20 protein-coding genes are annotated in these 23,926 nt (G+C 42.9%); 3 read left to right on the forward strand and 17 right to left on the reverse strand.

Going from position 1 to position 23,926, the window contains the following annotated elements; genetic code table 11:
• Window positions 1-9: 9 nt before the first annotated feature.
• From V6259_RS11025 to V6259_RS11035, 3 genes are read right to left on the reverse strand one after another with little or no spacing between them, the layout of a single operon-like run.
• Window positions 10-1,716: an ArnT family glycosyltransferase gene (locus tag V6259_RS11025; RefSeq protein ID WP_341584553.1), complete on the reverse strand. Its 1,707-nt coding sequence runs from the start codon at window positions 1,714-1,716 to the stop codon at window positions 10-12.
• Window positions 1,713-2,384, reverse strand: a complete 672-nt coding sequence (locus tag V6259_RS11030) for a TVP38/TMEM64 family protein (protein WP_341584554.1) — start codon at window positions 2,382-2,384, stop codon at window positions 1,713-1,715. Before V6259_RS11030 ends, V6259_RS11025 begins: the two co-directional genes overlap by 4 nt.
• Window positions 2,385-3,125 carry a glycosyltransferase family 2 protein gene (locus V6259_RS11035; protein ID WP_341584555.1) on the reverse strand — a complete coding sequence of 247 codons (741 nt, stop codon included), beginning with the start codon at window positions 3,123-3,125 and terminating at the stop codon, window positions 2,385-2,387.
• A gap of 524 nt (window positions 3,126-3,649) precedes the next feature.
• Between V6259_RS11035 and V6259_RS11040 the strand changes: the two genes are divergently transcribed.
• A complete protein-coding gene (locus V6259_RS11040; RefSeq protein WP_133010475.1) occupies window positions 3,650-4,981 on the forward strand; it encodes a YdgA family protein in 1,332 nt (443 codons plus the stop codon).
• 122 nt (window positions 4,982-5,103) lie between these two features.
• Here the strand turns inward: V6259_RS11040 and V6259_RS11045 are convergent, their stop codons facing one another.
• Window positions 5,104-5,463: a hypothetical protein gene (locus V6259_RS11045; protein WP_133010474.1), complete on the reverse strand. Its 360-nt coding sequence runs from the start codon at window positions 5,461-5,463 to the stop codon at window positions 5,104-5,106.
• 73 nt (window positions 5,464-5,536) lie between these two features.
• Entirely contained in the window at window positions 5,537-6,844 is a 1,308-nt protein-coding gene (locus V6259_RS11050; protein ID WP_240536933.1) for a DUF3422 family protein, read from the reverse strand.
• Window positions 6,845-7,114: 270 nt separating this feature from the next.
• Here V6259_RS11050 and V6259_RS11055 point away from each other — a divergent pair, with 270 nt between their 5' ends.
• Window positions 7,115-7,684 carry a hypothetical protein gene (locus V6259_RS11055; protein ID WP_341584556.1) on the forward strand — a complete coding sequence of 190 codons (570 nt, stop codon included), beginning with the start codon at window positions 7,115-7,117 and terminating at the stop codon, window positions 7,682-7,684.
• A gap of 132 nt (window positions 7,685-7,816) precedes the next feature.
• Complete coding sequence (locus V6259_RS11060; protein WP_341584557.1) at window positions 7,817-9,286, forward strand: glycoside hydrolase; 1,470 nt, start codon at window positions 7,817-7,819, stop codon at window positions 9,284-9,286.
• Between the two features lie 41 nt (window positions 9,287-9,327).
• Here V6259_RS11060 and V6259_RS11065 read toward each other — a convergent pair whose 3' ends face one another.
• The 12 genes from V6259_RS11065 to V6259_RS11120 all read right to left on the reverse strand — a co-directional run bounded on the left by V6259_RS11065 (window position 9,328) and on the right by V6259_RS11120 (window position 23,863).
• Complete coding sequence (locus V6259_RS11065; protein ID WP_133010472.1) at window positions 9,328-9,900, reverse strand: hypothetical protein; 573 nt, start codon at window positions 9,898-9,900, stop codon at window positions 9,328-9,330.
• 208 nt (window positions 9,901-10,108) lie between these two features.
• Window positions 10,109-10,375, reverse strand: a complete 267-nt coding sequence (locus V6259_RS11070; protein WP_133010471.1) for a DksA/TraR family C4-type zinc finger protein — start codon at window positions 10,373-10,375, stop codon at window positions 10,109-10,111.
• 213 nt (window positions 10,376-10,588) lie between these two features.
• Window positions 10,589-11,743, reverse strand: a complete 1,155-nt coding sequence (hpxO, locus tag V6259_RS11075) for an FAD-dependent urate hydroxylase HpxO (protein WP_341584558.1) — start codon at window positions 11,741-11,743, stop codon at window positions 10,589-10,591.
• A gap of 315 nt (window positions 11,744-12,058) precedes the next feature.
• The gene (locus tag V6259_RS11080; protein ID WP_341584559.1) at window positions 12,059-12,550 is read right to left on the reverse strand and encodes a DUF2127 domain-containing protein; all 492 of its coding nucleotides are present in this window, start codon (window positions 12,548-12,550) and stop codon (window positions 12,059-12,061) included.
• A 221-nt stretch (window positions 12,551-12,771) separates the two neighbouring features.
• Window positions 12,772-14,988 carry a catalase/peroxidase HPI gene (gene katG, locus V6259_RS11085; RefSeq protein WP_341584560.1) on the reverse strand — a complete coding sequence of 739 codons (2,217 nt, stop codon included), beginning with the start codon at window positions 14,986-14,988 and terminating at the stop codon, window positions 12,772-12,774.
• A 293-nt stretch (window positions 14,989-15,281) separates the two neighbouring features.
• The gene (gene fadA, locus V6259_RS11090) at window positions 15,282-16,457 is read right to left on the reverse strand and encodes an acetyl-CoA C-acyltransferase FadA (RefSeq protein ID WP_341584561.1); all 1,176 of its coding nucleotides are present in this window, start codon (window positions 16,455-16,457) and stop codon (window positions 15,282-15,284) included.
• A gap of 36 nt (window positions 16,458-16,493) precedes the next feature.
• Window positions 16,494-18,644: a fatty acid oxidation complex subunit alpha FadB gene (fadB, locus tag V6259_RS11095; RefSeq protein ID WP_133010466.1), complete on the reverse strand. Its 2,151-nt coding sequence runs from the start codon at window positions 18,642-18,644 to the stop codon at window positions 16,494-16,496.
• A gap of 98 nt (window positions 18,645-18,742) precedes the next feature.
• Entirely contained in the window at window positions 18,743-19,672 is a 930-nt protein-coding gene (locus tag V6259_RS11100) for an electron transfer flavoprotein subunit alpha/FixB family protein (RefSeq protein ID WP_133010465.1), read from the reverse strand.
• Window positions 19,669-20,421 (reverse strand): electron transfer flavoprotein subunit beta/FixA family protein, encoded by a 753-nt coding sequence (locus tag V6259_RS11105; protein WP_133010464.1) that lies wholly within the window; start codon window positions 20,419-20,421, stop codon window positions 19,669-19,671. Before V6259_RS11105 ends, V6259_RS11100 begins: the two co-directional genes overlap by 4 nt.
• Before the next feature lie 400 nt (window positions 20,422-20,821).
• Window positions 20,822-21,577, reverse strand: a complete 756-nt coding sequence (locus tag V6259_RS11110; RefSeq protein WP_133010463.1) for an enoyl-CoA hydratase-related protein — start codon at window positions 21,575-21,577, stop codon at window positions 20,822-20,824.
• A 3-nt stretch (window positions 21,578-21,580) separates the two neighbouring features.
• Window positions 21,581-22,135 (reverse strand): DUF2889 domain-containing protein, encoded by a 555-nt coding sequence (locus V6259_RS11115; protein WP_133010462.1) that lies wholly within the window; start codon window positions 22,133-22,135, stop codon window positions 21,581-21,583.
• Between the two features lie 15 nt (window positions 22,136-22,150).
• Window positions 22,151-23,863, reverse strand: coding sequence for an AMP-binding protein (locus tag V6259_RS11120; RefSeq protein WP_341584562.1), 1,713 nt, complete (start codon window positions 23,861-23,863; stop codon window positions 22,151-22,153).
• Between the last annotated feature and the right edge of the window lie 63 nt (window positions 23,864-23,926).

Below are 23,926 nucleotides of genomic sequence, written 5' to 3' on the forward strand. Positions count from 1 at the left end.
TAGACGCCGTTACTGATACGTCGTTTTCATTGGCAAATGATAGCGTTTAATCGTTTTTGGCGCAGCGCACGTTGGCGACATATCGCTTTCGCTTAATAGTATCCAATCGCGACCATGAGCCTCACCCAGTTGAATTGCTTTACTGGTATCAAAACACTGAATAGACGAATCATCTTCTGTCATCACAAAACGATTTGCTTTTTCACTCATCCACAACCAAGCATTTCTATCTTGTTCTTGCGTCGAACTTAAGTAACTAAAATGCGTTAATGGAATATGACTGAATAATAAAAACTGCTCTTTAAAGCGCGTTAAGCCAAGCTCCCCTGTTGGCCCTATGTCTTTTTGAACTGTACTCATGATTTCTTTAGCAGGGGTTCTAATTGGGTTTAATAGAATATAACCCGCTGTACTGTAGATTACCCATGTAATGGCAAAAGATGCTCCAAAAGCGAACAAGTCCATAGACTTCCACTTCCAAATTAAAATCCCTAACCACGAAACTCCAGTCACTAAAAACAGCCAAGCAAACTTAATAGTATCGTTGCCAAGCTCCTTCGCAACCACATGAGAATGTGCAAAACACAACCCTGCCGCCACTAAAAACAACAAACCAAAAGCGATGCTTCCAGCAATGAGTACACGCCTAAACCAAGGTCGAATACCTACATTGGTTATATGAGCTCCCATCAACAATGCCATCATAGGTAACGCTGGCAAAACATAAAGACCACGCTTACCGGGGCTGATACTAAAGAACAAAACCACCAGCACAATCCACGTCAGCAGGCTAATCATTACTGGAGAGGCTTTAAGGTCTCGCCAAAAGGGCTTGCTGAACAAGAAAGCATATAAAGGAAACCAAAAAGCAGGGATAACACTAACAACAAAGTAGTACCAAGGGTTTATATGCCCCCAAGAATGCGCATATCGCTGCCCTGTTTGTTTAAATAAAATGTTATCTCGGTAAGCAATAAAATCAGGATTATTACTGCTATCAGCGATATAAAGCATTGGTAACAACCAAGCAGCCAATACCAATAACATGGCAATAGGGCCGAGTAATAAGCGCCAATTGACTTGCTCTTTTGTAAAACGGTGCTTACCCGTAAAATGCATAATAAGCACAGGGAAAAGAAAAAATAACGGCAGAAAACCTACGCCTTTGGTAATAATCCCTAAGCCCATGAAGGCCCAACTGACTAAATACCAGCCTAAGCTCGCTCTATAAAAAAAATGCCGCAATAAACCGTACATGGCCACCGTAATCCAACAGGCTACCATGGCATCTATCTGAGCGGTTTTCGCCTGTACAATGAACTGCGGTGCAATTAGTAATAACAAAGCCGCATTTCGAGCTGTTTTCACATTCCATAGCTTAGCCGCGATATCAAATACACAAAAGACAGACAGTAAACTCGCTAGCGCGTTAGGAATCAAAAAGGTAGCGGATAAATTTCCAGTCAGCCAATAAAGTGCAGCGATAGCCCACATAAACACAGGGGGTTTATCAGGGTATAACTCTCCACCACGCATCGGGAAAAACCAGTTTCCTGAGTTTACCATTTCTTTTGCGACTTCTACGAAGCGAGGTTCATCCGCTGGCCAAGGGTCACGTAAACCGGTGCCCGCTAAAATAACCACCGCCGCAATGAGCAACAGAAGCCAAAGTGTTTTTGTATAGTCGTCATTGTCGAACATTTTCGGGGTCGTCATGATGTCTTGCCTTCAACATGTAAGGTAGAGAGTTTATGTTTGAGATGATCTCGGTAGATCAACGCCGTCAAAATAAAGCTTAATACAGCCAAACCAACACTGAGATAAATCATCGCGTGATTGGCGCCGTTTATACCGTGTCCAACGAGAGTAAAAATCAACGTTTGCGGAAAATAACCAATCAAGCTGGCCGAGATAAACGCCAATAACGGCACTCCAACACTGCCAGACAACAAATTCGTCACTAAGTTACTACCAACGGGTAATAAGCGAAGCATGAGTATTTTCATGAAAGGCGCTCTGCTCGCAAACTGGTTAAACTTATTCATTCTAACGGGGAAATATCGAGCTAAGGTATGAGCCAATAGCATTCTCGCGGCCATATAATTCACTAAAGCAGCCAGCAAACAAATCAGCAAGGTAACAAATGTCCCTAATACATAACCGTATAAGTAACCAAAAAGGAACGCAACAACTTGCTTTGGCCCACCGATCGCAACCAGAAAAAACGCTGAGAGAGCAATAAGTGATTGCCCTAAATAGCCATTTTTTGCCAGATACATAGACAACCAATTTTTATCTGAAAGGTTACCAAGAATAGGATTAAGAACGCCTGAAAATAACAGACCAGCGAATGCACACAACAACGCCAATTTGACCCACTTCATTCATTCGTCCTGATTAGAATAGACATTCGCAATCGTTGGGTGTTTCGCGCGTTTTTTCAGCCAGATAACCCCTACGATATCGATAATCCCTACCCAAGCACGGTTCCACGCATTGTAATTAGACACGCCCGCATTACGATCACGATGGTTTACTTGGCAAACTACAATATCGCCATCAATACGTTTGATTAGTGCAGGTAAAAATCGATGCATGTGGTCAAAGTAAGGCAACCTTAGAAAGGTTTCTTTGGGGAACAATTTTAGGCCACAACCAGAGTCTGGCACGCCATCATCTAATAAGCTTTGACGAATTTTATTCGCGACACGGGACTGAAAACGCACCCATGCGGTATCAAGACGTTTTTTACGATAGCCTGCCACACAAAAATGCTGACTAGTAAGCCTCTGAGCTTCGTTAATCAGTTTCGGATAGTCTATAGGATCATTCTGACCATCTGCGTCAGAGGTGATGATCCACTCTCCTTTTGCATGACGAACTCCTGAAGACAATGCCGTACTTTGACCACAACTCTTGGCGTGATAGACCACTTGTAACTGACACCCTATTTCTTTCGCCGTGTCGATAGCCACCTGCGCGGTATTATCGTCGCTGCCGTCATCCGTCAACACTACTTCAAATTCATATTCAGACGATAAACTCGCATGAATTTCTTTAATCAATACCCCAATGTTACCCTGCTCGTTTTTGGCGGGCAGAACAACCGATAAAAAAGGTACCATAGATACTCCGTTACAATAATTGATTGCCGATTAGGCCTAAAGATCCTCCCTTTTATCATCCCATGTTTTCCGCGAAAAAAATGTCGAATAAAAAAGAACAATTGCACGGCAATTGGATGATAGCTGCTATAGAGACTACATCAGTATATTGACAATATGATGTCAAAAAGTAGATGGTGACTTTTTTATGCGCATTAATTGTCTTTGTACGCACGAACCATAGAGAATATTTTCCCGATAAGACAGATAGTTGGTACAGCCATCCATGCTGTCTTAAATTCGAAAGAGAATATGGAGTACGTTAGCTAGAGGAAATAACTCAGAAGCCCCTCTTAACATAGAACCAGAGCCTGCCATGACTCGACCTGGCAACAGGGTGTATTTAGACTTGATCGACACCTTAGTTGATCAAATATCTTGTTTTAGAATTTTTTATTTCCATGAGAGCTGATCTTTACACTATTTATACGTACTTCCTTGTATGATGCACGCAATTTAATTAATCAAATGAAAAGGAAGTTCCTGTGAAAAAAGTACTGATCGCGCTCGTTTTTGCGCTAGTCGCTGCTTGCTTAGTTGCCCCTAAGTTTATTGCCAGTAAATACCAAGAAAAAGTCACTGATATTGTTAAGAACATAGACAATGAAACCGGATACAGTGCGACGATCGAATCTACCGAATCAAGCTGGTTCGGCTCCAAAACGAAAGTACTTCTTAGTTTCGACATGACGAATTTTGATCCGTCTTTTCAAGGTAAAAACATTGAAACGGAACTGGTTTTAAACACCCATTACGGCCCTCTTTTATTCTCTAGCCAAGGTATCATTGGTTTATTCGCAACGGATATCCAACTTCAAGGAGAAAAGCAACGCCAGTACTTAGACTGGGATGCAAAATCACCACTGTATAACGCATCTATCGTGAGTGGCTTATTCGGCGACCTAAAATTTGCTGATAACGTGCCTGCTTTCAGTAATAAAATGAAAACACTGATGGTGAGTCAATATTCTGGTCACGGTAAATTAACAGCTAAAAAACTTACTTATGATGGCGGCTTTAAAGAAGCAACATCAAATGATCAAATCCCTACGACTATTAAAGATGTTAAATTAGCGTTAAACCTTGACGCTAATTGGGCGACTATTCGTAGTGAAGGTTTTTACAATGGCGACATGAGTCTTAAAGTAGGCAAGGTTTCTACTGAGCCTAAGGGCGAATTAGATGGCTTGACGGTCACTTTAAAAACCAAACTTGATGATAAAACTCAACTTGGCAGCATGCAGATTGGCTACGCCATCAAAAAACTCACCATGGCAGGATTCCAAGCGAACGATCTCAATCTCGTAACAGAATTGGACAATCTAAATAACCAAGTTTTTCTTGATTATGGACAGCTAGTAAAAAGCACGACTAATTTGACACCAAGACAACAATTTGGCTTCTTGCAGGATAATATTGAACCTATTCTTTCTAGCAAACCTGAATTTAATATCGTGGAATTTAGTGGTTCAACAAAAGATGGTCACTTTACCTCTAGCCTAAACAGCAAATTGGCGGACGTAGAAGCACCAACATTCGCGGAATTAAATGACCCTAGATTTTGGCTTTATAACGCTATTATCAACGCAAATATTGAAGCAGATAAACCCTTGCTTGATACGCTTATGAAGCAATACGTCGCGAAAAAAATGTTTGCTCCCGTTGAGTCTCCAGAAGTTCAGCAACAATCAACAAGGCTCATCGACACCCTTCTTCAACAAGGCATTATTAAACTTAAGGACGATAAATACTTAAGTGAGTTTCATGCTGAAAAAGGTCAGGGTAAAATTTATGATCAGACTTTCCCTATTATGTAGGTGAAAATCATTTCATAGGAAACAAAGCGTTTTTGTCATTAATAGCGCTACTAAAAATGCCGTTCACTGTGAACGGCATTTTTTTGCAATCGACCTAGAAGAAATAATCTTGATACAGCACGTCATCGCTTGAAAACCATCAACTCTATAGCAACCAATATCAACACATAAAACAGCTCTAACACGCCCCACACGAAGTTAGGATATTCAAGTGCTATGGTCATAGAGCCCAGTGGGCTTAAAATATTAAACAACCACAACACTAGTGATACAGCGACAACTATCATCCCACCGATTCTGGTTTTTAAACGAATCATGGCGCCCACACCAACGATGGTTAGCACCCACCAAATGCCCGCACTAAAAACAATCATCCCCGTAGAACCAAATAAAAATCTAATGATCGAGGTGACTAATAATGGAGGATGGCTAAACGCATAAATCCCGATATCAATGATCAAACAAAATAAGAATATGTACATAAGAAGCCTGCATGCGATTCGTTGATCTTCTAGAGTAAAGTAACTGGCCTCTAGAAGTCATTTTCGAGCCGAGTTACTCTTCTTTATTGCGCTTTTCTTGTTCTTCTTTTGCTTTGGCAAGCAACAAAAAGCGCTGGTGTATTTTCCGTGTGGTAAACCAAACACCACCAACGACCAGTGGTACAGAAATACCTATGGCGAGGCTTTTATCAAACTGTACTCCTTTGTCATAAACCGCTTCAATCATAAATTTGAGCAGGCCAACTGAGTAATAACTGATCGCAGCAACAGAGAGCCCTTCTACAGTATGTTGCATGGCTAATTGTATTTTTGAACGCCGGTCCATAGAGGCTAATAGATGTTGGTTTTGAGACTGAATCGTCATTTCCACACGGGTTCGCATCATATCAGAGACGCGATCAATGCGTCGTGACAAGTTTTCTAAGTGCTCCCCTGTTGCTTTACAGGTTCTCACTGCGGGGGTAAGACGACGCGTCATAAATTCGGTGATGGTTAAATGACCAGACACTTCGTCTTCTTTGAGCTCTGTTAGGCGCTTTAGTACCAAATCATGATACGCATTCGTCGCACTGAATCGAAAGGTTGTTTGCGCTCTTGCCGCTTCTACCCAAGCGGCCATATCAATCAGCTCGGCTAATAATACTTGCTCATCAAGCTTCTCATTTGCATCCGCTAAACGCGCAGTCGTCGTGGCAAGCTGTTCATCCATCTTAGCCAGTTGTGAGTTGTATTTACGGGCTATGGGCAGACCTAATAAGGCCATTAGACGGTAGGTTTCAATCTCCACCACACGCTGCACCATACGACCCAGCTGGCTGTCACTCATGTTCTTGTTATATATCAAAAAACGACCACAGCCATCGCTGTGCAGTTGGAATGTAGTCCACACCTGAGCATCACCATTTTGTGGCCGACTACCAACTAAACGCATGCTTTCAAAACCACTTTTTACGGATAATAAATCAGGCTCTGGTTGTGTTCGGGCATCCTCAACCGCTACATGAAAGGCGGCGATAACGGTACCCGGCAACGTCGCTAACCAATCTTGTGGTAGAGATGACAACGCATTGTCATCAAAAGGGCTAATAAGTGCATTTGTCTCAACGTTAATGAACATATAGGAAGTGAATTCTAAATGCTTTTCTCGACGCACCCGTAATGTCCCAAAGTCTACTTCATAGCAAACACCGTCTTCACTAGGAGGTAGCTGCTGAAACTGTTCATATAAATCACAAAAATGATCAAACTCTTTTTGTTTATGATCAGGGCCAACCATGACGGCTAAATAACTAATTCTCGCAGGACTAGGAAGCACCTGAAATGGTCGCGAATGCAATTCTGCATAAAGCACCTCACGCATAGGGTGTATTGACAGTCCATAAGCATTTGATTCTGTGTTCACATTATTATCCAGACAGTATTTTTCAAGAGGGCTGTGAATCATTCGATGAAAAGCAATAAATTGCAACACCATAAAGGTAGGTAACTTCATGTTATTAAACACAGCTGTCTCTAAAACAGAGTAACTTAGGCAGATTTATCGCTTTTTTTATAAAATAAAATGGCAGTATTAAATGGACACCATATTGAGATAAACTTAAAGGAACTTCAGTCGGATGCAGAATAAGTTATGAATCGTTATTTTCCTTGTCAGACAGAAACATTGTTTACCGTTATTTTTATCGGTGCGTTAATTGGTGCGGCCAGCCAAGCACATGCCATGGACTTAGTCGCCTTCGGTCAAAACTGCCTGAAACAAGAAGGCTATTTGGGGACATTAAAACAACAAATAGATGATGCAGAATTCACCGAAAATGGCTCTAAATACTTTTACAATGGCGCGCGCAAAAACCTAGAATCCTATAACAGACAGATCAATGAACTTGCATCAGATTTAAAAGATTGCCAAGAAGTTGCGCCTAATAGCGCCTACTGTCATGAGATTCGGATTCGCTATAATAGACTCATTGCATTAACCGACCGCGCAGAAGAAAAAATAGACCGAAGAGAGAGAAAAGATAATGGTATAAAACCCCATAAACTTTTTTTCAAGAAACAGCATTATGATGAAGTCTATGCTCAATTCATTGCAATATGCCGAGATTCGAACACTCACTACCAGCTGCTCCAAGACTCAAATGCTTATAGCCGAGTTTGCTCCTCTTCTAGTCTAAAAAAGACAACAACCTGCTCCTTTTAGGCTATTTACCCTAGCGTCATCAAAACCTTCTAACCAAAATACATATCCTATTTTCGCTGACTGACAGCCCAATAATATAAGTGTCATCATTCTCTAGCATGCTTACGGTCATCACTGTGGGAGAATGTTGCCTTGCTTACACCAAACTCAGATAAATTTCGCGTCTACAAACGTGGCGTGATCAGAAATCAAAGGCATGTATCTATCTGCCTAAAAAAAACAAAATACACGCATAAAGTGGATGAAAAATATCTTTCATTTTCAATCGACATTTCCGTTTTAGCCGGTGGTTATTGGTGGGAAGGCAGCCAAGGTACTCAAAGAGGGCTTGGAACCGAAAAAACCACCCCATTGGATTTACAACAACGAAAATTAAACAAATTAGTAAATGCCCTTGGCCCTGCATACCTGCGTGTTGGTGGCTCTGAAGCGGATAACCTTCACTATTTTACGCCCCCTCCTGAGCAACCTAACGCTCTCGTTTTAACTCATGAAATTTGGAATAATCTTCATCATTTTTGTCAAAAAAACCAGTTAGACTTAATGTTTACCTTTAAATATGGGCTATTTCGTAAGTCTCTACACGGTAGTTGGCAAACGGACCAAGTACAAAAATTGCTGAAGTACAGCAATGCCAATCAACAAAAAATTGCTATCTGTGAGTTAGGCAACGAACTAAACGCATACTGGGCGTTTCATGGTCTAAATTCACAACCCGTTGCGAGTAAGCTCGCCAAAGACTATGACACCTTTATTCGAGTCGTTAGAGATCTCAGCCCCGAAAGTAAAATCGCCGGCCCTGGTAGTGCATTTTGGCCAAGATTAGGAGAAACAATCAAACCTATTAGTAATATCACACCAAAATTTTTAGCGGCAATTGAAGAGAAATTAGACATTGTTGATTGGCATTATTACCCTTTTCAGAGTCGTCGCTCTCCGCTAAAAACGCGCTCTGCGACATTAAAAAACTTATTGTCGGTGCGATCATTTTTAGATTATGAAAAATACCTATCTCAGCTGATTCGGTATCGTGAGCGTTTTCAACCAGATGCCGAAATATGGACAGGAGAAACAGGCTCCGCTCAATGTGGCGGAGAAGCCAATCTCTCCGATCGTTTTGTCTCATCATTTTGGTGGGCTGATCAATTAGGTAGAGGGGCACGTCTGGGACAAAAAGTGATGATTCGACAAAGTCTCATTGGTGGCGACTATGCCTTAATCAATAAAAACACCTTGAAGCCAAATCCTGATTACTGGGTAAGTTGGTTATGGAATAAATTAATGGGAGATTGCGTTTTTCAGGTGACAAGTAATGACAACCAGGTATTAACCTACTGTCACAGTGCTAAAAAAATGGGGAAATGCACCCTGCTAATTATTAATATGAGCCCATTTCCTAAGCGTATTCACAACCAAGGTTTTGGCATCAAAAAGAAACGATTTGAAATAACCGCTAATAATTTGCTCGATGCAGAAGTACGTATTAACGGTGTTAAACCTAAATTCAACGGTGGAAAAATTAAGCTAAAGGATTTTCCAACATTATCGAAACTGGATCTAGTCAGTCCTTACAGTATTAATTTTTGGTGCTTTAGCCTGTAAATAAGCCCTTTCCGATTCTAGTGTCACGAATCAAAAATGCGTTAAAAACAAATACCTTTCATATCGGGTAATAAATTTGCCAAGCCTTTTAAATAAAAGGTTGCACTTATCGTCGGCGCACTAAGAGAAGATACCTGAACACGAAAAGCACTTTTCGTCGCTAATTGTTGAATGAAGGGTCCTGGATTCGTTACAAATACAGACTGCTGAGCAACGGATAATGGCCAGCTAGCGGGCAACACTGCGCCGTTATCAAGATGATAGGTAATTTCAGCGCTACCTTCTTTTATTTTAACGCCGTCCCAATGAATGGCTAATTCCGTCTTTTTCTCATTACAGCGAATGGTCATTGCGACAGGTTTATCGAGGTAATGAATTTTAGAAGAAGAAAGTAACGTCGCAACAAACGTAGAGCGTTTTTGATTTTTTGAATTTGGGTGCAAACTGTAAACCCATTGGCCATTATCCACTTTTGGAGAGAAGAAATCAGATGACAACGATTTGATCAAACAAGCGTTAAATGCTTGATTACTTTTTTGCGATTCGCAATCAGGTGCCCCCCAAGCAACGCTTGCCATAAAAAATAGTGCGATAATGAAATAACGAAAATTCATACTTACCCTACAGCTCAAACTTTGCGCATAGCATACAAAAAATAGAGAGAAATTAAACGTAGTAAATGAGAACTAAAAACATCTTTACGCTAAAGAACAACCCTCTTTGATCTCGCTGGATAAAATGTAGAGCCATTTCAGCGTAAACCAGTACCAATGGATTAAATAATACACCTTTTTCTATTCGAAACAGATGGTTAGAAATACTTTACCTTAGTTGGCTATCTTTACTACCACTGCGATTATACAAAGCGGTTCCTTGGTCTTCTTTTTCTAATTGGGTTTGACATTGAATACATAAATGTACACCGGGAATGGCCTGTCGTCGACGCTTCGGAATAGGGTTATCGCATTCACTACAATGCGTTAGGCTCTCACCTTTCGGCATGCGTTGTTTGGCTTGTTCTACAGCTGAATCTACTGTTGCATCAATTTGCTCTTGCACTGCGCCATCATGTGCCCAACCGCTCGCCATATCAGTCTACCCCCGATGAAATAATGAATAGTGTGACACTGAAGATATCAAAATTTTATTCAAATCACCTACCAACACAAAGCCTCTATTAAACACAAAGCATCTATTTAGCACAAAGCACCTATTCAACACAAAGCCAAATAGGTGCTCATTGTATTAGCTCTCGTTAAGGTATCGCCTTAAACGCTTTGAATTAAATAACGTATTATGACGTTAGCCTAACGGCCCTCCTATAATAGTGTCTTTTAGACCAGCCATAATGTTATCGCCTTGTTCTTGTTTTAGCTCGTCGTACCACGCTTGCGTCACCTTCATATCTTTCCCATGGGTCACATCACAACGCTTACGAGCTTTGAGCACCAAATCTTTGGCTCGCTCATGACGCCTAGATTGATAGGCTAATAACGCAGTGTCAATATCTTGGTTGTCCGCAAAAGACATGCCCAGTACAACGGCATCTTCCATCGCAGAACAGCCACCTTGTCCAATATCTGGGGTGGTGGAATGAGCCGAATCTCCCAGCAGCGCAATATGCCCTTTTACAAAAGTATCAAAGGGTTCCACGTCATGAATTTCAATACGATTGGTGGTCTCAGGGTCCAACGCGTCAATGAGCGTTTGAACAGGGTCAGCCCAACCACTGAAATAACCTTTCAGATCGTCTTTTAAGGTCGCCCGATTTTCTTCTAAGCCTACAGGTAGCGGCACATCAAAAAAGAAATAAAAGCGGTTGTCTGAAATCGGCATCACAGACACGCGTTTGCCATCACCAACAAATGTCGTCCACTGGTCAAGCGGTGCAATGGTCGCATCCGCGCCCACCAAGCCATTCCAATTTACATAGCCTGCATAACGGCGCTCAAGCTCGATACCAAGCACATAACCTCGTACTACAGAGCGTGCGCCGTCAGCGGCAATCATGAAATCTCCATGAACCACGCTGCCATCAGTAAAATACGCACTGACGCCTTGATCTGTCTCTTCTACTCGCTCAACTCGCTTACCAAACTGAACCTTTTCTCGGCTCCAGCAATCGACCATCATTGATTGCAAACCAGCACGAGACACAGGGCAAGGTCGTTCGCCCACTGCATCAATTAACGGCTTAAGACTGAACTGCGTCATGATGTCACCGCTCTTACCGTCTTGATATGCCATGTTAAGCATAGGGCCACCAAGCTCATCCATGATGTGCCCCATACCAAGGTGATTCATACACTTCACCCCATTCGACCAAACAGAAATCGCTGCACCAACGGGTTTAATCTCTTTCACCGCTTCAAAAATCTCACACTCAATGCCTTGCTGCTTTAATGCCGCGGCGGCGGCCATGCCACCAATACCTGCGCCTATGATCAATGCTTTCATAGCTAGTTATCCTCTATCACAATATAAATCGATGTTGCGCAATTTGCTTCATAGGCTACCTGAATCAAAAGACACAATAATTTCATTAATATAAATATGAAACGTATGTTTCTAATGTTATTCAAGATACCCTAAAACACCTACGAATATAAGGGTTAAATAACCACCTTTTATTCTTCGCATTGGTACTCAAGTCATGGATTAGGGTAAGTTTTCGATAAGAAGTTAAGGCTAATTCTCGATAGGACTATTTAGCAGAAAAACAATAAAGCAGAAAAACAAAAAATCAGTAAAGCCAATGACGAGACCCCAGCATTACACTGAGGCAGATACGACTGACTCGTCTTCTTTTGGCTTATGCTTACGTGAGCCTGTCTTCAAGACAAAATACATATAGCCCACAACGACTAGGTTGATAGCCAATACACCAATCGTGATCGCATTTTGATCTTTAATCACCTCATAAATCTCAAACGGCAAATACACAGCGCCACTCAAAAAAGCAAACCATTCAGTCCAACGCATGCGATGCCACAATCCATAGGATTCAATAAACCGAATCAAGGCATACCCTATAGCAATGGCTGTCACTACGGTTAATCCAGAGTGGGTAATCTTATCTATGCCTCCTAATGACATTTCAACATAATGATTGTTCGACGCGAGATGAAAATAGGCAAATAGATTCAAAGCCTCTTGATGAAGATTGGTTCCCGCCAATACATGCACGGCGACCGCAACCAATAAAGCCAGTACCCCTTTACAGGCTTCTAATACCGCAATAGCACCCAAACCAGACATATTCATAAAAGGCTCTTTTTTAGACAGGATCAATGAACGAAGCAGGCCATTGTTATGTATGCCAACATCAACACACTCGCTAGCAAAACATTTTGTTCTACGAGTCAGTGGTATTATTGGTATAAAGAATAACAGCGGAAGAGACTATAGGGTCAATAAAGTGGAATTAAAAAGAAAACCCCACTTTCAGACCTGAAAGTGGGGTTTTGAGGAGTTACGTAGGTTGGTTACGCTAGATCGAAACGATCCAACTCCATCACTTTCGTCCAAGCTGCAATGAACTCATTGACGAAACGATCTTGTGCATCCGCGCTTGCGTAGACTTCTGCCAAAGCGCGAAGCTGTGAATTTGATCCAAAAATTAAGTCCACTCGAGTCGCTGTGGCTTTAATTTTCCCAGTCTTGCGATCACGTCCATCGAACACGTTTTGGTCATCGGATTGAGCAAACCATTTGGTGTCTATATCCAGTATATTAACAAAGAAATCATTGCTTAATACTCCTGGACGATTGGTTAACACACCGTGTTTTGTTTGTTCAAAGTTGGCATTCAATGCTCGCATACCACCGACAAGAACCGTCATTTCTGGTGCAGAAAGCGTTAGTAATTGCGCTCTATCCACCAACATCTCTTCAGCCGTTACGGTGTAATTTCCACGTTTGTAGTTACGGAAACCATCTGCTTCTGGCTCCATGACATCAAATGATTCAACATCCGTTTGCTCTTGTGTCGCATCAGCACGACCGGGAGTGAATGGTACAGTCACATCTTGACCAGCGTCTTTTGCTGCTTTCTCAACCGCTGCGCTACCTGCCAATACAATCAAATCAGCCAACGAAATTTGCTTACCATTGCCTTGTTCCGCATTGAATTCACTGCGGATGGTTTCCAATACGCTAAGCACGCTAGCAAGTTGCTTAGGCTCATTCGCGGCCCAATCTTTTTGTGGTGCTAGACGAATACGAGCGCCATTTGCTCCGCCTCGCATGTCTGAGCCACGGAAGGTAGCCGCCGAGGTCCAAGCCGTTGCCACTAACTGAGCAACCGTTAGATCAGACGCCAATACCGTCGCTTTCAAATCCGCTACATCTTGCTCATTAACAAGTTCATGCGTCACTGCTGGAATCGGGTCTTGCCAAATCATCTCTTCAGCAGGGACTTCGTCACCTAAGTAGCGCGCTACAGGACCCATATCACGGTGTGTCAGTTTAAACCAAGCTTTAGCAAACGCTTCTGCTAATTGATCTGGATTCTCATAAAAACGTTTTGAGATAGGCCCGTAGATCGGATCTAAGCGCAACGCCATATCAGACGTAAACATCATAGGTGCGTGGCGTTTTGTCGCATCATGAGCGTCTGGCACGCTGTTAGAACCTGCGGTGCCTTTTGGCGACCATTGCCAAGCGCCTGCAGGGCTCTTAGTCAATTCCCATTCGTAGTCGAACAAGTTTTCAAAGAAGCCGTTATCCCATTTAATCGGATTTTTCGTCCAAGCGCCTTCAAGGCCACTACTAATGGTATCCACACCGTTGCCTGTGCCTTGGCTGTTTGCCCAGCCTAAACCTTGCTGAGTAATGTCTGACGCCTCAGGATCTGGACCCACTTGAGCGGCATCGCCAGCGCCGTGAGCTTTACCAAAGGTGTGACCACCAGCAATCAAAGCCACTGTCTCTTCGTCGTTCATCGCCATACGACCAAAAGTGTCGCGAATATCCAACGCCGACGCTAATGGATCAGGCTTACCATCTGGGCCTTCAGGGTTAACGTAGATCAAGCCCATTTGCACGGCGGCAAGAGGGTTTTCCAAATCACGCTCGCCAGAATAACGGCTTTCTTTACCGCCACTTTCTTCTAGCCACTCTTTCTCAGCGCCCCAGTAAATATCTTCTTCTGGCTGCCATACATCAACACGGCCACCAGCAAATCCAAGGGTTTTAAAGCCCATAGATTCAAGCGCAACGTTGCCTGTTAGGATGAGCAAATCCGCCCACGAAATTTTACTGCCGTATTTTTGCTTGATTGGCCAAAGTAAACGACGTGATTTATCGATGTTCACGTTATCTGGCCAGCTGTTTAACGGAGCAAAACGCTGCGAACCAGAACCTGCACCACCACGACCATCAGACGTTCTATACGTGCCTGCGCTGTGCCATGCCATGCGAATAAATTGCGGACCATAATGACCGTAATCAGCTGGCCACCAATCTTGTGAATCAGTCATTAGGTCTGTTAAATCTTTTTTAAGAGCGGCTAAATCAAGACTGTTAAAGGCTTTAGGGTAATCAAAATCGTCACCCATTGGATTCGATTTTGCCGAATGCTGGTGAAGAATGTTGATGTTTAATTGGTTTGGCCACCACTCTTTGTTGGTAGTACCACGACTCGCAGCTTGGTTAGACCCTGCCGCTGTGTGACCAAATGGACATTTACCTTCGTTAGACATAACGCTCTCCTACTTGTGTATTTTAGTTTTTCTATAATGTTTGTTGAAACAAAGCACTTACCCTGCCTCGCATCTTGTAGCTATAGTTATATCCTTATCTTTTCTCTATATCTAATAAATAAAAACTAACAAGCCAATAGCCAGGCTGTCAGACTTCACCTAAGCATAGTGGATGAGGCAGCGACTGACTGTCAAAAGAAAGAAAAAACGCATAAAAAGGCCTCACAAAAAAGCCCCACAAAAGTGAGGCTAAGAAAAGAGAATTCTAGAGCGCGGGGGCACTCTATAACACATTAGATACGTTCAAACACAGTGGCGATACCCTGCCCCATGCCGATACACATAGTCGCCAGCCCCATGGTGGCGTCTTTGTCACGCATGACGTTAAGCAAGGTAGTAGAAATACGCGTACCTGAACAACCCAGAGGGTGACCAAGAGCAATCGCACCACCGTTCAAATTCACTTTTTGATCAACCAGATCAATCAGTTTCAGATCATTCAACACTGGAATAGATTGCGCGGCAAAGGCTTCGTTTAATTCAACAATATCAATATCGTCAATGGTTAAACCGGCACGTTTAAGCGCTTTCTTCGTTGCCGGTACTGGTCCGTAACCCATAATCGCTGGATCACAACCTGCCACCGCCATGCTGCGTACACGGGCAATCGGCGTCAGGCCAAGTTCTTCGGCTTTCTTAGCAGACATCATCAACATCGCAGACGCGCCATCGGATAACGCAGAAGACGTACCTGCTGTTACCGTACCGACCTTTGGCATAAACACAGGTTTCAAGGCAGCAAGCGATTCCATCGAGGTTTCTGGACGAATCACTTCATCCACTTCTACCAAGATTTTATTGCCCACGGCATCGTGCCCTTCGATGGCCACCAACTCGTTATCAAAACGACCTTGTAAAGTCGCTTCGTGTGCCAAGCGATGAGAACGCACCGCAAAGGCGTCTTGCGCTTCACGACTCACACCGTGCATTTTGCCCAGCATCTCAGCGGTTACACCCATCATCATGGACGCTTTCGCCATGTGCTTTGACAACGCAGGGTTCACGTCGACACCATGCATCATGCCAACATGGCCCATGTGTTCAACGCCGCCGACAACAAACACATCACCTTGGCCCGTCATAATCGCTTGTGCCGCAGTATGAATCGCTGACATGGACGAGCCACACAGACGGTTCACGGTTTGCGCCGCTGTGGTGATCGGCAAACCTGCCAACAAAGACACCGCACGCGCCATGTTAAAACCTTGCTCTAGGGTTTGGTTTACACAACCCCAAATTAGGTCTTCTACATCTTTAGGGTCCACATCAGGGTTACGCTTAAATAACGCTTTCACTAGTTCGGCAGACAAATTTTCGGCACGAACATTACGAAACACACCATTTTTTGTTTTACCCATTGGTGAGCGAACTGCGTCGATAATCACGACATCATTTGGATTCAATTTCATCGATTTTCTCCTCTATCCTATTCTGACCTAGGGTAATTAATTGCCGTAGTAAGTTTCGTTGTTGGTCGCCATTTCACGCATTCTTGCGGTTGGCTCGTACAACTTACCTAACTGGCTGTATTTATCTGCAAGCTCACAAAATGCCTGCAGTCCCATTTGGTCTAGGTAGTGCAATGCACCGCCAAGGTATGGAGGGAAACCAATACCGTAGATCAATCCCATGTCGGCTTCTGCCGCAGACGCGACTATGTTTTCTTCCAAGCAACGCGCTGTTTCGATGCACAACGGAATCATCATACGAGCAATAATGTCTTCTTCTGATAACTCAGAATGAGACTCTACTGTTGGTGCTAAAATATCCACTATGTCGGCATCAAAAACTTTTTTCGGTTTGCCTCTGCGATCTGGCTCGTAAGCATAGAAGCCTTTGCCATTTTTCTGACCAAAACGCTCTAACTTAAACAAGCAATCAACCGCGTTCACACCGTCATGCTTCATACGATCTGGGAAGCCTTCTGCCATCACCTGATCCGCATGAAAGGCCGTATCAACACCCACAACATCCAACAAGTAAGCTGGACCCATTGGCCAGCCAAAACGCTCCATGGTTTTATCCACGAGTTGGAAATCTGCGCCTTCTTTCATCATCAAAGAGAAGCCAGCAAAATATGGGAACAAGACACGGTTGACCAAGAAACCAGGGCAATCATTGACCACGATTGGCGTTTTACCCATTGCTTGTGCGTACGCAACGGTTTTGGCAATTGCTGCATCGCTGGATTTCTCGCCACGAATAACTTCAACCAAAGGCATACGATGCACAGGGTTAAAGAAGTGCATACCACAGAAGTTTTCTGGGCGTTTTAGATCTTTTGCCAATTCAGTAATCGAAATAGTCGAGGTGTTAGATGCTAAAATAGCGTCTTCTGAAATGTGTTTTTCCGTTTCTGCTAACACGGCTTTTTTGACATTGACGTTCTCTACGACGGCTTCAACAATAAGGTCTACATGACCGAATTCACCGTAACTCAAGGCTGGCGTAATGCCATTCATGGCTTTCAATGCTTTCGCCGGCGTCAAACGACCACGTTCGATTTGTCCGTTCAGCAGTTTATTCGCTTCGCTCAAGCCAAGCTCTAAGGCTTCTTGGCGAATATCTTTCATAATAATAGGCGTGCCTTTCGACGCTGATTGATACGCCACACCGCCGCCCATAATACCCGCACCTAATACCGCCGCTTGTTTCACTGGCGTCGCGTTTTTAGCGTATTTACTGGCACTTTTCTTAATGGCTTGATCGCTCAAGAATAAGTTAACCAAGGATTCTGCCACTGGACCTTTTGCCAGTTTAACAAAACCTTTAATCTCTGTTTCGATCGCCTTGTCTATCTCTTGGCTAATGCCTTTTTCGATAGTTTTAATGGCCGCCATTGGCGCTGGATAATGTTTGCCTGCTTTCGCACCCACCACACCACGAACGGATTCAAACACCATCATTTTTTCGATTGGTGAAAATTGCATTGGCGCGCGCAATTCTTGTCGACGCTGGCGATAATTCAGTTTTCCATCTAACACTTGCTGCATTAAATGACGAGCTGATTCTTGCACTTTATCCGCTGGAACGACGGCATCAACTGCACCGTCTTTTAACGCATCGGCACTGCGTTTTTGCGCACCGCTACAGATCCATTCACAAGCATTATCAGGACCAATTAATCGAGGAAGGCGTACCGTACCGCCCCAACCTGGATAAATACCAAGCTGAGTTTCAGGAAGACCTATTTTGGCGGTCTCCGCCATAACACGGTAATCACATGCCAAACAAAGCTCCATTCCACCACCAAGAGCGATACCATTAATGGCCGCTACCGTTGGGCAACATAAGTTTGATATGTCATTAAAAATACTATGCGCATGGCGTAGCTTGTCGGTTAGTTCTTCATTCTCCAGTTTAAACCAAGATGTAAACTCAGTAATATCTGCCCCCACCACAAAAACATTTTTTGCGCTGGCAAAGATAACCCCTTGTAAATCATCAGTATGTTTAAGAATAGAAATGGCTTCAGCCAATTCATTCAACGTCAAACTGTTAAACTTATTGACCGATTCGCCCACCAAATCCAGTGTAACTGTTGCTACACCGGTGTCGTCCATTGCGACTTTTACGGCTTGCCCTTCGAATATCATGCTGGTCTCCATTTGTTTTTATTGTGATTGCAGTGGCATTTAAAAAGCCACTGCAAACCAGTACTAAGAATCATGCTCTTCACAGTTGAGCTGACAGTTTAAAGACTACTTTCTAACTCTGGGATAGCATCGAATAAATCTGCAACCAACCCATAGTCGGCAACTTGAAAAATAGGAGCGTCTTCGTCTTTATTAATTGCGACAATGACTTTTGATCCCTTCATTCCTGCCAAATGCTGGATAGCCCCAGAAATGCCTACGGCAATATATAAATCCGGTGCTACCGTTTTACCGGTTTGACCGACTTGCAAATCATTTGGTACAAAACCTGCGTCGACCGCCGCTCGAGAAGCACCAATTGCCGCCCCTAGCTTATCCGCTACACCTTCAAGTAATTTGAAATTGTCGCCACTTCCCATACCACGGCCGCCAGAAATAATCACACTGGCTGACGTCAATTCTGGTCGATCTGATTCAGCTAATTGCTCACTCACAAAACGACTTTTATCTGCTGAAATAACCTGTGAAAGCACTTGGCGTTCTGCGCTGCCACCTTCTGCTGCTACTGCATCGAAACCAGTAATACGGACCGTTAATACTTTCACTGCATCCGTGGTTTTGACGGTAGCAATGGCATTACCTGCGTAAATAGGGCGAACGAACGTATCAGGTGACTCAACTTTAATCACATCGGATAGCTGAGAAACATTCAACAAGGCAGCAACGCGAGGCATGGTGTTTTTGCCTGTAGTGGTTGCTGGCGCCGCAATATGGCTATACTCAGCGGCCACATCAACGATCAGCTTAGAAATATTCTCAGCAAGCTGGTGCTCATACACTTCATTATCTGCAATCAATACCTTAGTCACACCCGCTACTTTTGCAGCTTGTTCAACCACGGTCTGACATTCAAAGCCTGCTATTAATACATGTACATCAGCATCAATTTGTGTGGCTGCCATCACTGTATTTAACGTCGCTGGCTTTAATGACTTATTATCATGTTCCGCTATAACTAAAACGCTCATGAGATCACCTTCGCTTCGTTTTTAAGTTTTTCAACCAGTTCCGCAACTGAACCAACTTTAATACCACCTGCTCGCTCTGGCGGTGGTGTCACAGAAACAACACTCACGTTACAACCCACTTCTACACCAAGATCACTCAGTGTTTTCACATCTAATGGTTTTCTTTTTGCTTTCATGATGTTTGGTAAAGAGGCAAAGCGTGGTTCATTCAAACGTAGATCCGTAGTCACAACCGCTGGCAATGTCACGCACAAGGTTTGTAAGCCACCATCTGTTTCACGAGTCACTTTCGCTTCGCCATTTTCAATAATCACTTCAGAGGCAAACGTTGCTTGTGGATAATCTAGTAAAGCCGCTACCATTTGACCCGTTTGATTATTATCTGAATCAATAGATTGCTTACCAAGAATGATAAGATCTGCAGCTTCTTCTTTTGCTACTGCCGCTAATAACTTAGCCACGGATAGGGAATCAAGACCGTCTTCTGCTTCTACTTGAATCGCTCGATCTGCACCTAACGCTAATGCGGTACGCAATGTTTCTTGGCAAGATTTAGAGCCAACAGAAACCACCACGACTTCATCAGCAACACCTTTCTCTTTTAGACGAATCGCTTCTTCTACTGCGATTTCACAGAAAGGGTTCATAGACATTTTTACATTGGTAAGATCAACGGCTGAATGATCAGCTTTGACACGGACTTTAACGTTGTAGTCAATAACCCGTTTTACGGATACTAATATTTTCATAAGCTCCTCATGTTTCTTAATTAAGCTCTGTCATTTAAGTTCAACTGATTCTAATCATCAGTTTAATTCTGTTTACGTACCTTTCTGAACAAACGCGGTACGTCACTTGTTTACCAATACCCTAATACTAGTTTGCAGGCGATTTTCATCAATAACAAAAAAGCCTCAGTTAACTAACAAAAAAAATCACAAAAAAGAAAAATGGTTAATTCTTCGACATAACTGACACAATCTTTAAGCTAAACAGACTTAACGTCTTGTTAGGAATAAGGCATTCATTTAAAGACAACATTACAATTTCAACACAGAGCTTTAAGGACGGGACAAACCAAACAAAAAAGCCCTATCAAAATAGATAAGGCTTTTAAAAAAAAATTCCAGTGAGGACATCAATTAAATGCTAACTTTTACCTCGTGATAAGAAAGCCATAAAAGCATCTCGAGCCTCTTGAGATCGCAATCTATCTTTAAAAATTCGGCCTTCACGCATCAGTGCCATTTGTACATCGTCTTGGGCCCGATACTTCAATAAGTCTTTGCTTAAAGTTACCGCCTCTACAGGCAATGCCGCAATTTTGTTGGCATAAAGCAAAGCCAAATCAAATGCTTCACCAGGCTCACAAAGATGATTAACCATGCCTATATCTAGCGCTTCTTGCCCATAAAAACCTTCTCCTAAGATGAGTTTTTCAAAAGCTTTTTGGTGCCCTACGAGAAGAGGTAATAAGTGACTTGAGGCCGCTTCTGGTACTAAGCCTAATTGCACAAAAGGGAATTGGAAGCGACTATTACGAGCAGCCAACACCATATCGCAATGCAGTAATAAAGTAGCGCCAATGCCGATCGCTTGCCCTTCAACACCAGCAACTAAAGGTTTTTTATAGCTACTGAGTATTTGTAAAAAAGCCATAACGGATGACATTTTCTCTGGATTCTGAGCTATTTGTACAAATTCGTTAATATCATTACCAGACGAAAAATTTAAACCTTCCCCATGAATCAAAGTCACCTTAATCGAATCATCCAACTCAGCTTTATGCAATGCATCACATAAAGTTTGATACATATCGATGGTGACTGCATTCTTCTTATTCGATCGGTTTAGACATAATACCTGTATACCAGACTCAATATGTTCTCTAACAAATTCGCTCACAACTTACTCCTTATCAGGCAGTTGAATAATTTGCTCTTTAACTAATTTTTGTACCATAGGGCCATCTTCTGACCAACCATGACAAGTATTCACTAAGGTTAGTAGTGTTGCAGGCACCTGCTCTGGATACTTTTTCCCAAGTGGCTGCCACATGGCTTGGAAGGCGGTTGTCGCGGCAACAGGAAGCAACTCTAAGACATGAGTGCAACCAACATTACCTTCAAATGTTTTCTTTAGCCAACGGCTCCAGCCTGGTCCAATACGCGTCCCCTTTATTTTTTCGAAACTCGGAACTGCCCCACTACAAGATGGAAATGGAAAAGCGGCCATCTCCACCTCAATGGCGTGAATTAAAAAACGATCATCTACTGTGAGCTTAACGCTGATATCATGAAATGAAGTACCTTCTGGCACTAGGCTCCCATCATATTCTCGATAAACATCATAAGGTTTCAAATCTTTCATGTGAGCTTCGATATCCCAAAGCCCATCATCACGCAAATAGGCATCTGACTCTATTCGACGCCGGTGCATTAGCTTTCGATTTGACTGCGACATGATCTGCCCCTTTGATTAAGCTCGCTCATCTCGTAAAGCTCGACGCAACACTTTACCCACATTGGTTTTCGGCAATTCTTGACGAATTTCAACGTATTTTGGCACTTTATAAGCGGCTAAATTTTCTTTGCAGTAGAGTCGAAGCTCTTTTATGTCTAAAGTATTTAGTGTTCCTTTCAATACAATAAAGGCTTTTACAGCCTCTCCGGTTTTATCGTCAGGTACGCCAATCGCAGCCGACTCTAAAATATCTAGATGACCAGATAAACACTCTTCCACTTCCGTTGGATAAACATTAAAACCAGATACAATAATCATATCTTTAGCACGATCTACAATCTGCAAATAGCCATCAGGATGCTGCATCGCAATATCACCCGTCATCAAAAACCCGTCCGGTGTCATGACTTCTGCCGTGGCTTCTGGTCGCTGCCAATAGCCTTTCATGACTTGTGGGCCTCGAACACACAACATGCCAGACTCTCCTTGTGGCAATTCATTACCTGCTTCGTCTTGGATTTTGATATCTGTTTCGGCTACAGGCAAACCAATCGTTCCAATACGCTCTTTTCCATATGGATTAAACGACACAACAGGAGATGTCTCGGTTAAACCATAACCTTCTACAACTGTACAGCCGGTAACGTCTTTCCAACGATTGGCCGCGGCGTGTGTCAATGGCATACCACCGGAACACGTTATTTTAAGAGCAGAAAAGTCCAATTTGGAAAATTCAGGGTTGTTACATAAACCAACAAAAAGCGTATTCAAACCAACAAAACCGGTGAACTTCCACTTTTTCAATTCTTTAATAAACCCTGGAATATCCCGTGGATTTGGGATCAAAACAGAATGTCCTCCCGCCTCGATCATGGTTAATCCATGTATTAAAAAACCGTAAATATGATAGAGAGGTAAAGGAGCAACAAAAACCTCGGAGCCCTTTTCCAAAACATCGCTCAACCTGAAACTAAGTTGATGCATATTTGACAACAAGTTCGCATGCGTCAACATAGCCCCTTTCGCCACTCCGGTGGTGCCACCGGTGTATTGTAAAACAGCAATATCTACAGGGTTTGATTTAAAAGGGATCGCCGCTTTACTCGCCCCTTTTGCTAAGGCTTGATTCAAAGAAATAGCTTGTGGCAAATGATAGGCTGGGACTAATTTTTTTACATACTTAACAATACCATTAATCAACAAACGCTTTGGCGCGCTGTGAAAATCTGCAATTTCCGTAATGATAAGATGCTTGACAGACGTTTTATGAATGATTTTTTCGACTTCGCTCGCCATATTGGCAAACACGACAAGCGCTTTCGCACCCGCATCGTTAAACTGATGTTCAAGTTCATGAGAGGTGTAAAGTGGATTGGTATTAACCACTATCATACCGGCTTTTATTGCACCAAAAACCACCACGGGATACTGAACCACGTTGGGTAATTGCACAGCAATACGATCACCTGGCTTTAAGTCTGTATGATTTTGCAAATATGAAGCGAACTGATCAGATTTACTCGCCAAATCACGGTAAGAAATAGTACAACCCACACTAGTGAAAGCAGGCTTATCCGCGTATTTTTTACATGAAGCATCTAACACATTCATTACAGATCTGTAGTGATTAGGGTTAAGAGACTCTGGAATGTAAGTTCCAGGTTGCTTGGACTCTAGAGACTCTGCTCCAGACTCATTAGACGTAGTTGATACATTGTCCGTCAGCATTGATTACTCCAGTTATTTTTTTTGTTAGGAGAATTAAGCATCATCTAAAACACCCGAGCGCAA

It is taken from the genome of Marinomonas sp. TI.3.20 (assembly GCF_038155025.1).
Taxonomy (GTDB): Bacteria; Pseudomonadota; Gammaproteobacteria; order Pseudomonadales; family Marinomonadaceae; genus Marinomonas; species Marinomonas flavescens.

Excerpts from the sequence above, each read along its gene's own strand:
- V6259_RS11025 (WP_341584553.1), bottom strand. The coding sequence starts at position 1,716 with ATGACGACCCCGAAAATGTTCGACAATGACGACTATACAAAAACACTT.
- V6259_RS11030 (WP_341584554.1), bottom strand. The coding sequence starts at position 2,384 with ATGAAGTGGGTCAAATTGGCGTTGTTGTGTGCATTCGCTGGTCTGTTA.
- V6259_RS11035 (WP_341584555.1), bottom strand. The coding sequence starts at position 3,125 with ATGGTACCTTTTTTATCGGTTGTTCTGCCCGCCAAAAACGAGCAGGGT.
- V6259_RS11045 (WP_133010474.1), bottom strand. The coding sequence starts at position 5,463 with ATGTACATATTCTTATTTTGTTTGATCATTGATATCGGGATTTATGCG.
- V6259_RS11050 (WP_240536933.1), bottom strand. The coding sequence starts at position 6,844 with ATGCGTGAGGTGCTTTATGCAGAATTGCATTCGCGACCATTTCAGGTG.
- V6259_RS11055 (WP_341584556.1), top strand. The coding sequence starts at position 7,115 with ATGAATCGTTATTTTCCTTGTCAGACAGAAACATTGTTTACCGTTATT.
- V6259_RS11065 (WP_133010472.1), bottom strand. The coding sequence starts at position 9,900 with ATGAATTTTCGTTATTTCATTATCGCACTATTTTTTATGGCAAGCGTT.
- V6259_RS11070 (WP_133010471.1), bottom strand. The coding sequence starts at position 10,375 with ATGGCGAGCGGTTGGGCACATGATGGCGCAGTGCAAGAGCAAATTGAT.
- hpxO (WP_341584558.1), bottom strand. The coding sequence starts at position 11,743 with ATGAAAGCATTGATCATAGGCGCAGGTATTGGTGGCATGGCCGCCGCC.
- V6259_RS11080 (WP_341584559.1), bottom strand. The coding sequence starts at position 12,550 with ATGAATATGTCTGGTTTGGGTGCTATTGCGGTATTAGAAGCCTGTAAA.
- katG (WP_341584560.1), bottom strand. The coding sequence starts at position 14,988 with ATGTCTAACGAAGGTAAATGTCCATTTGGTCACACAGCGGCAGGGTCT.
- fadA (WP_341584561.1), bottom strand. The coding sequence starts at position 16,457 with ATGAAATTGAATCCAAATGATGTCGTGATTATCGACGCAGTTCGCTCA.
- fadB (WP_133010466.1), bottom strand. The coding sequence starts at position 18,644 with ATGATATTCGAAGGGCAAGCCGTAAAAGTCGCAATGGACGACACCGGT.
- V6259_RS11100 (WP_133010465.1), bottom strand. The coding sequence starts at position 19,672 with ATGAGCGTTTTAGTTATAGCGGAACATGATAATAAGTCATTAAAGCCA.
- V6259_RS11105 (WP_133010464.1), bottom strand. The coding sequence starts at position 20,421 with ATGAAAATATTAGTATCCGTAAAACGGGTTATTGACTACAACGTTAAA.
- V6259_RS11115 (WP_133010462.1), bottom strand. The coding sequence starts at position 22,135 with ATGTCGCAGTCAAATCGAAAGCTAATGCACCGGCGTCGAATAGAGTCA.
- V6259_RS11120 (WP_341584562.1), bottom strand. The coding sequence starts at position 23,863 with ATGCTGACGGACAATGTATCAACTACGTCTAATGAGTCTGGAGCAGAG.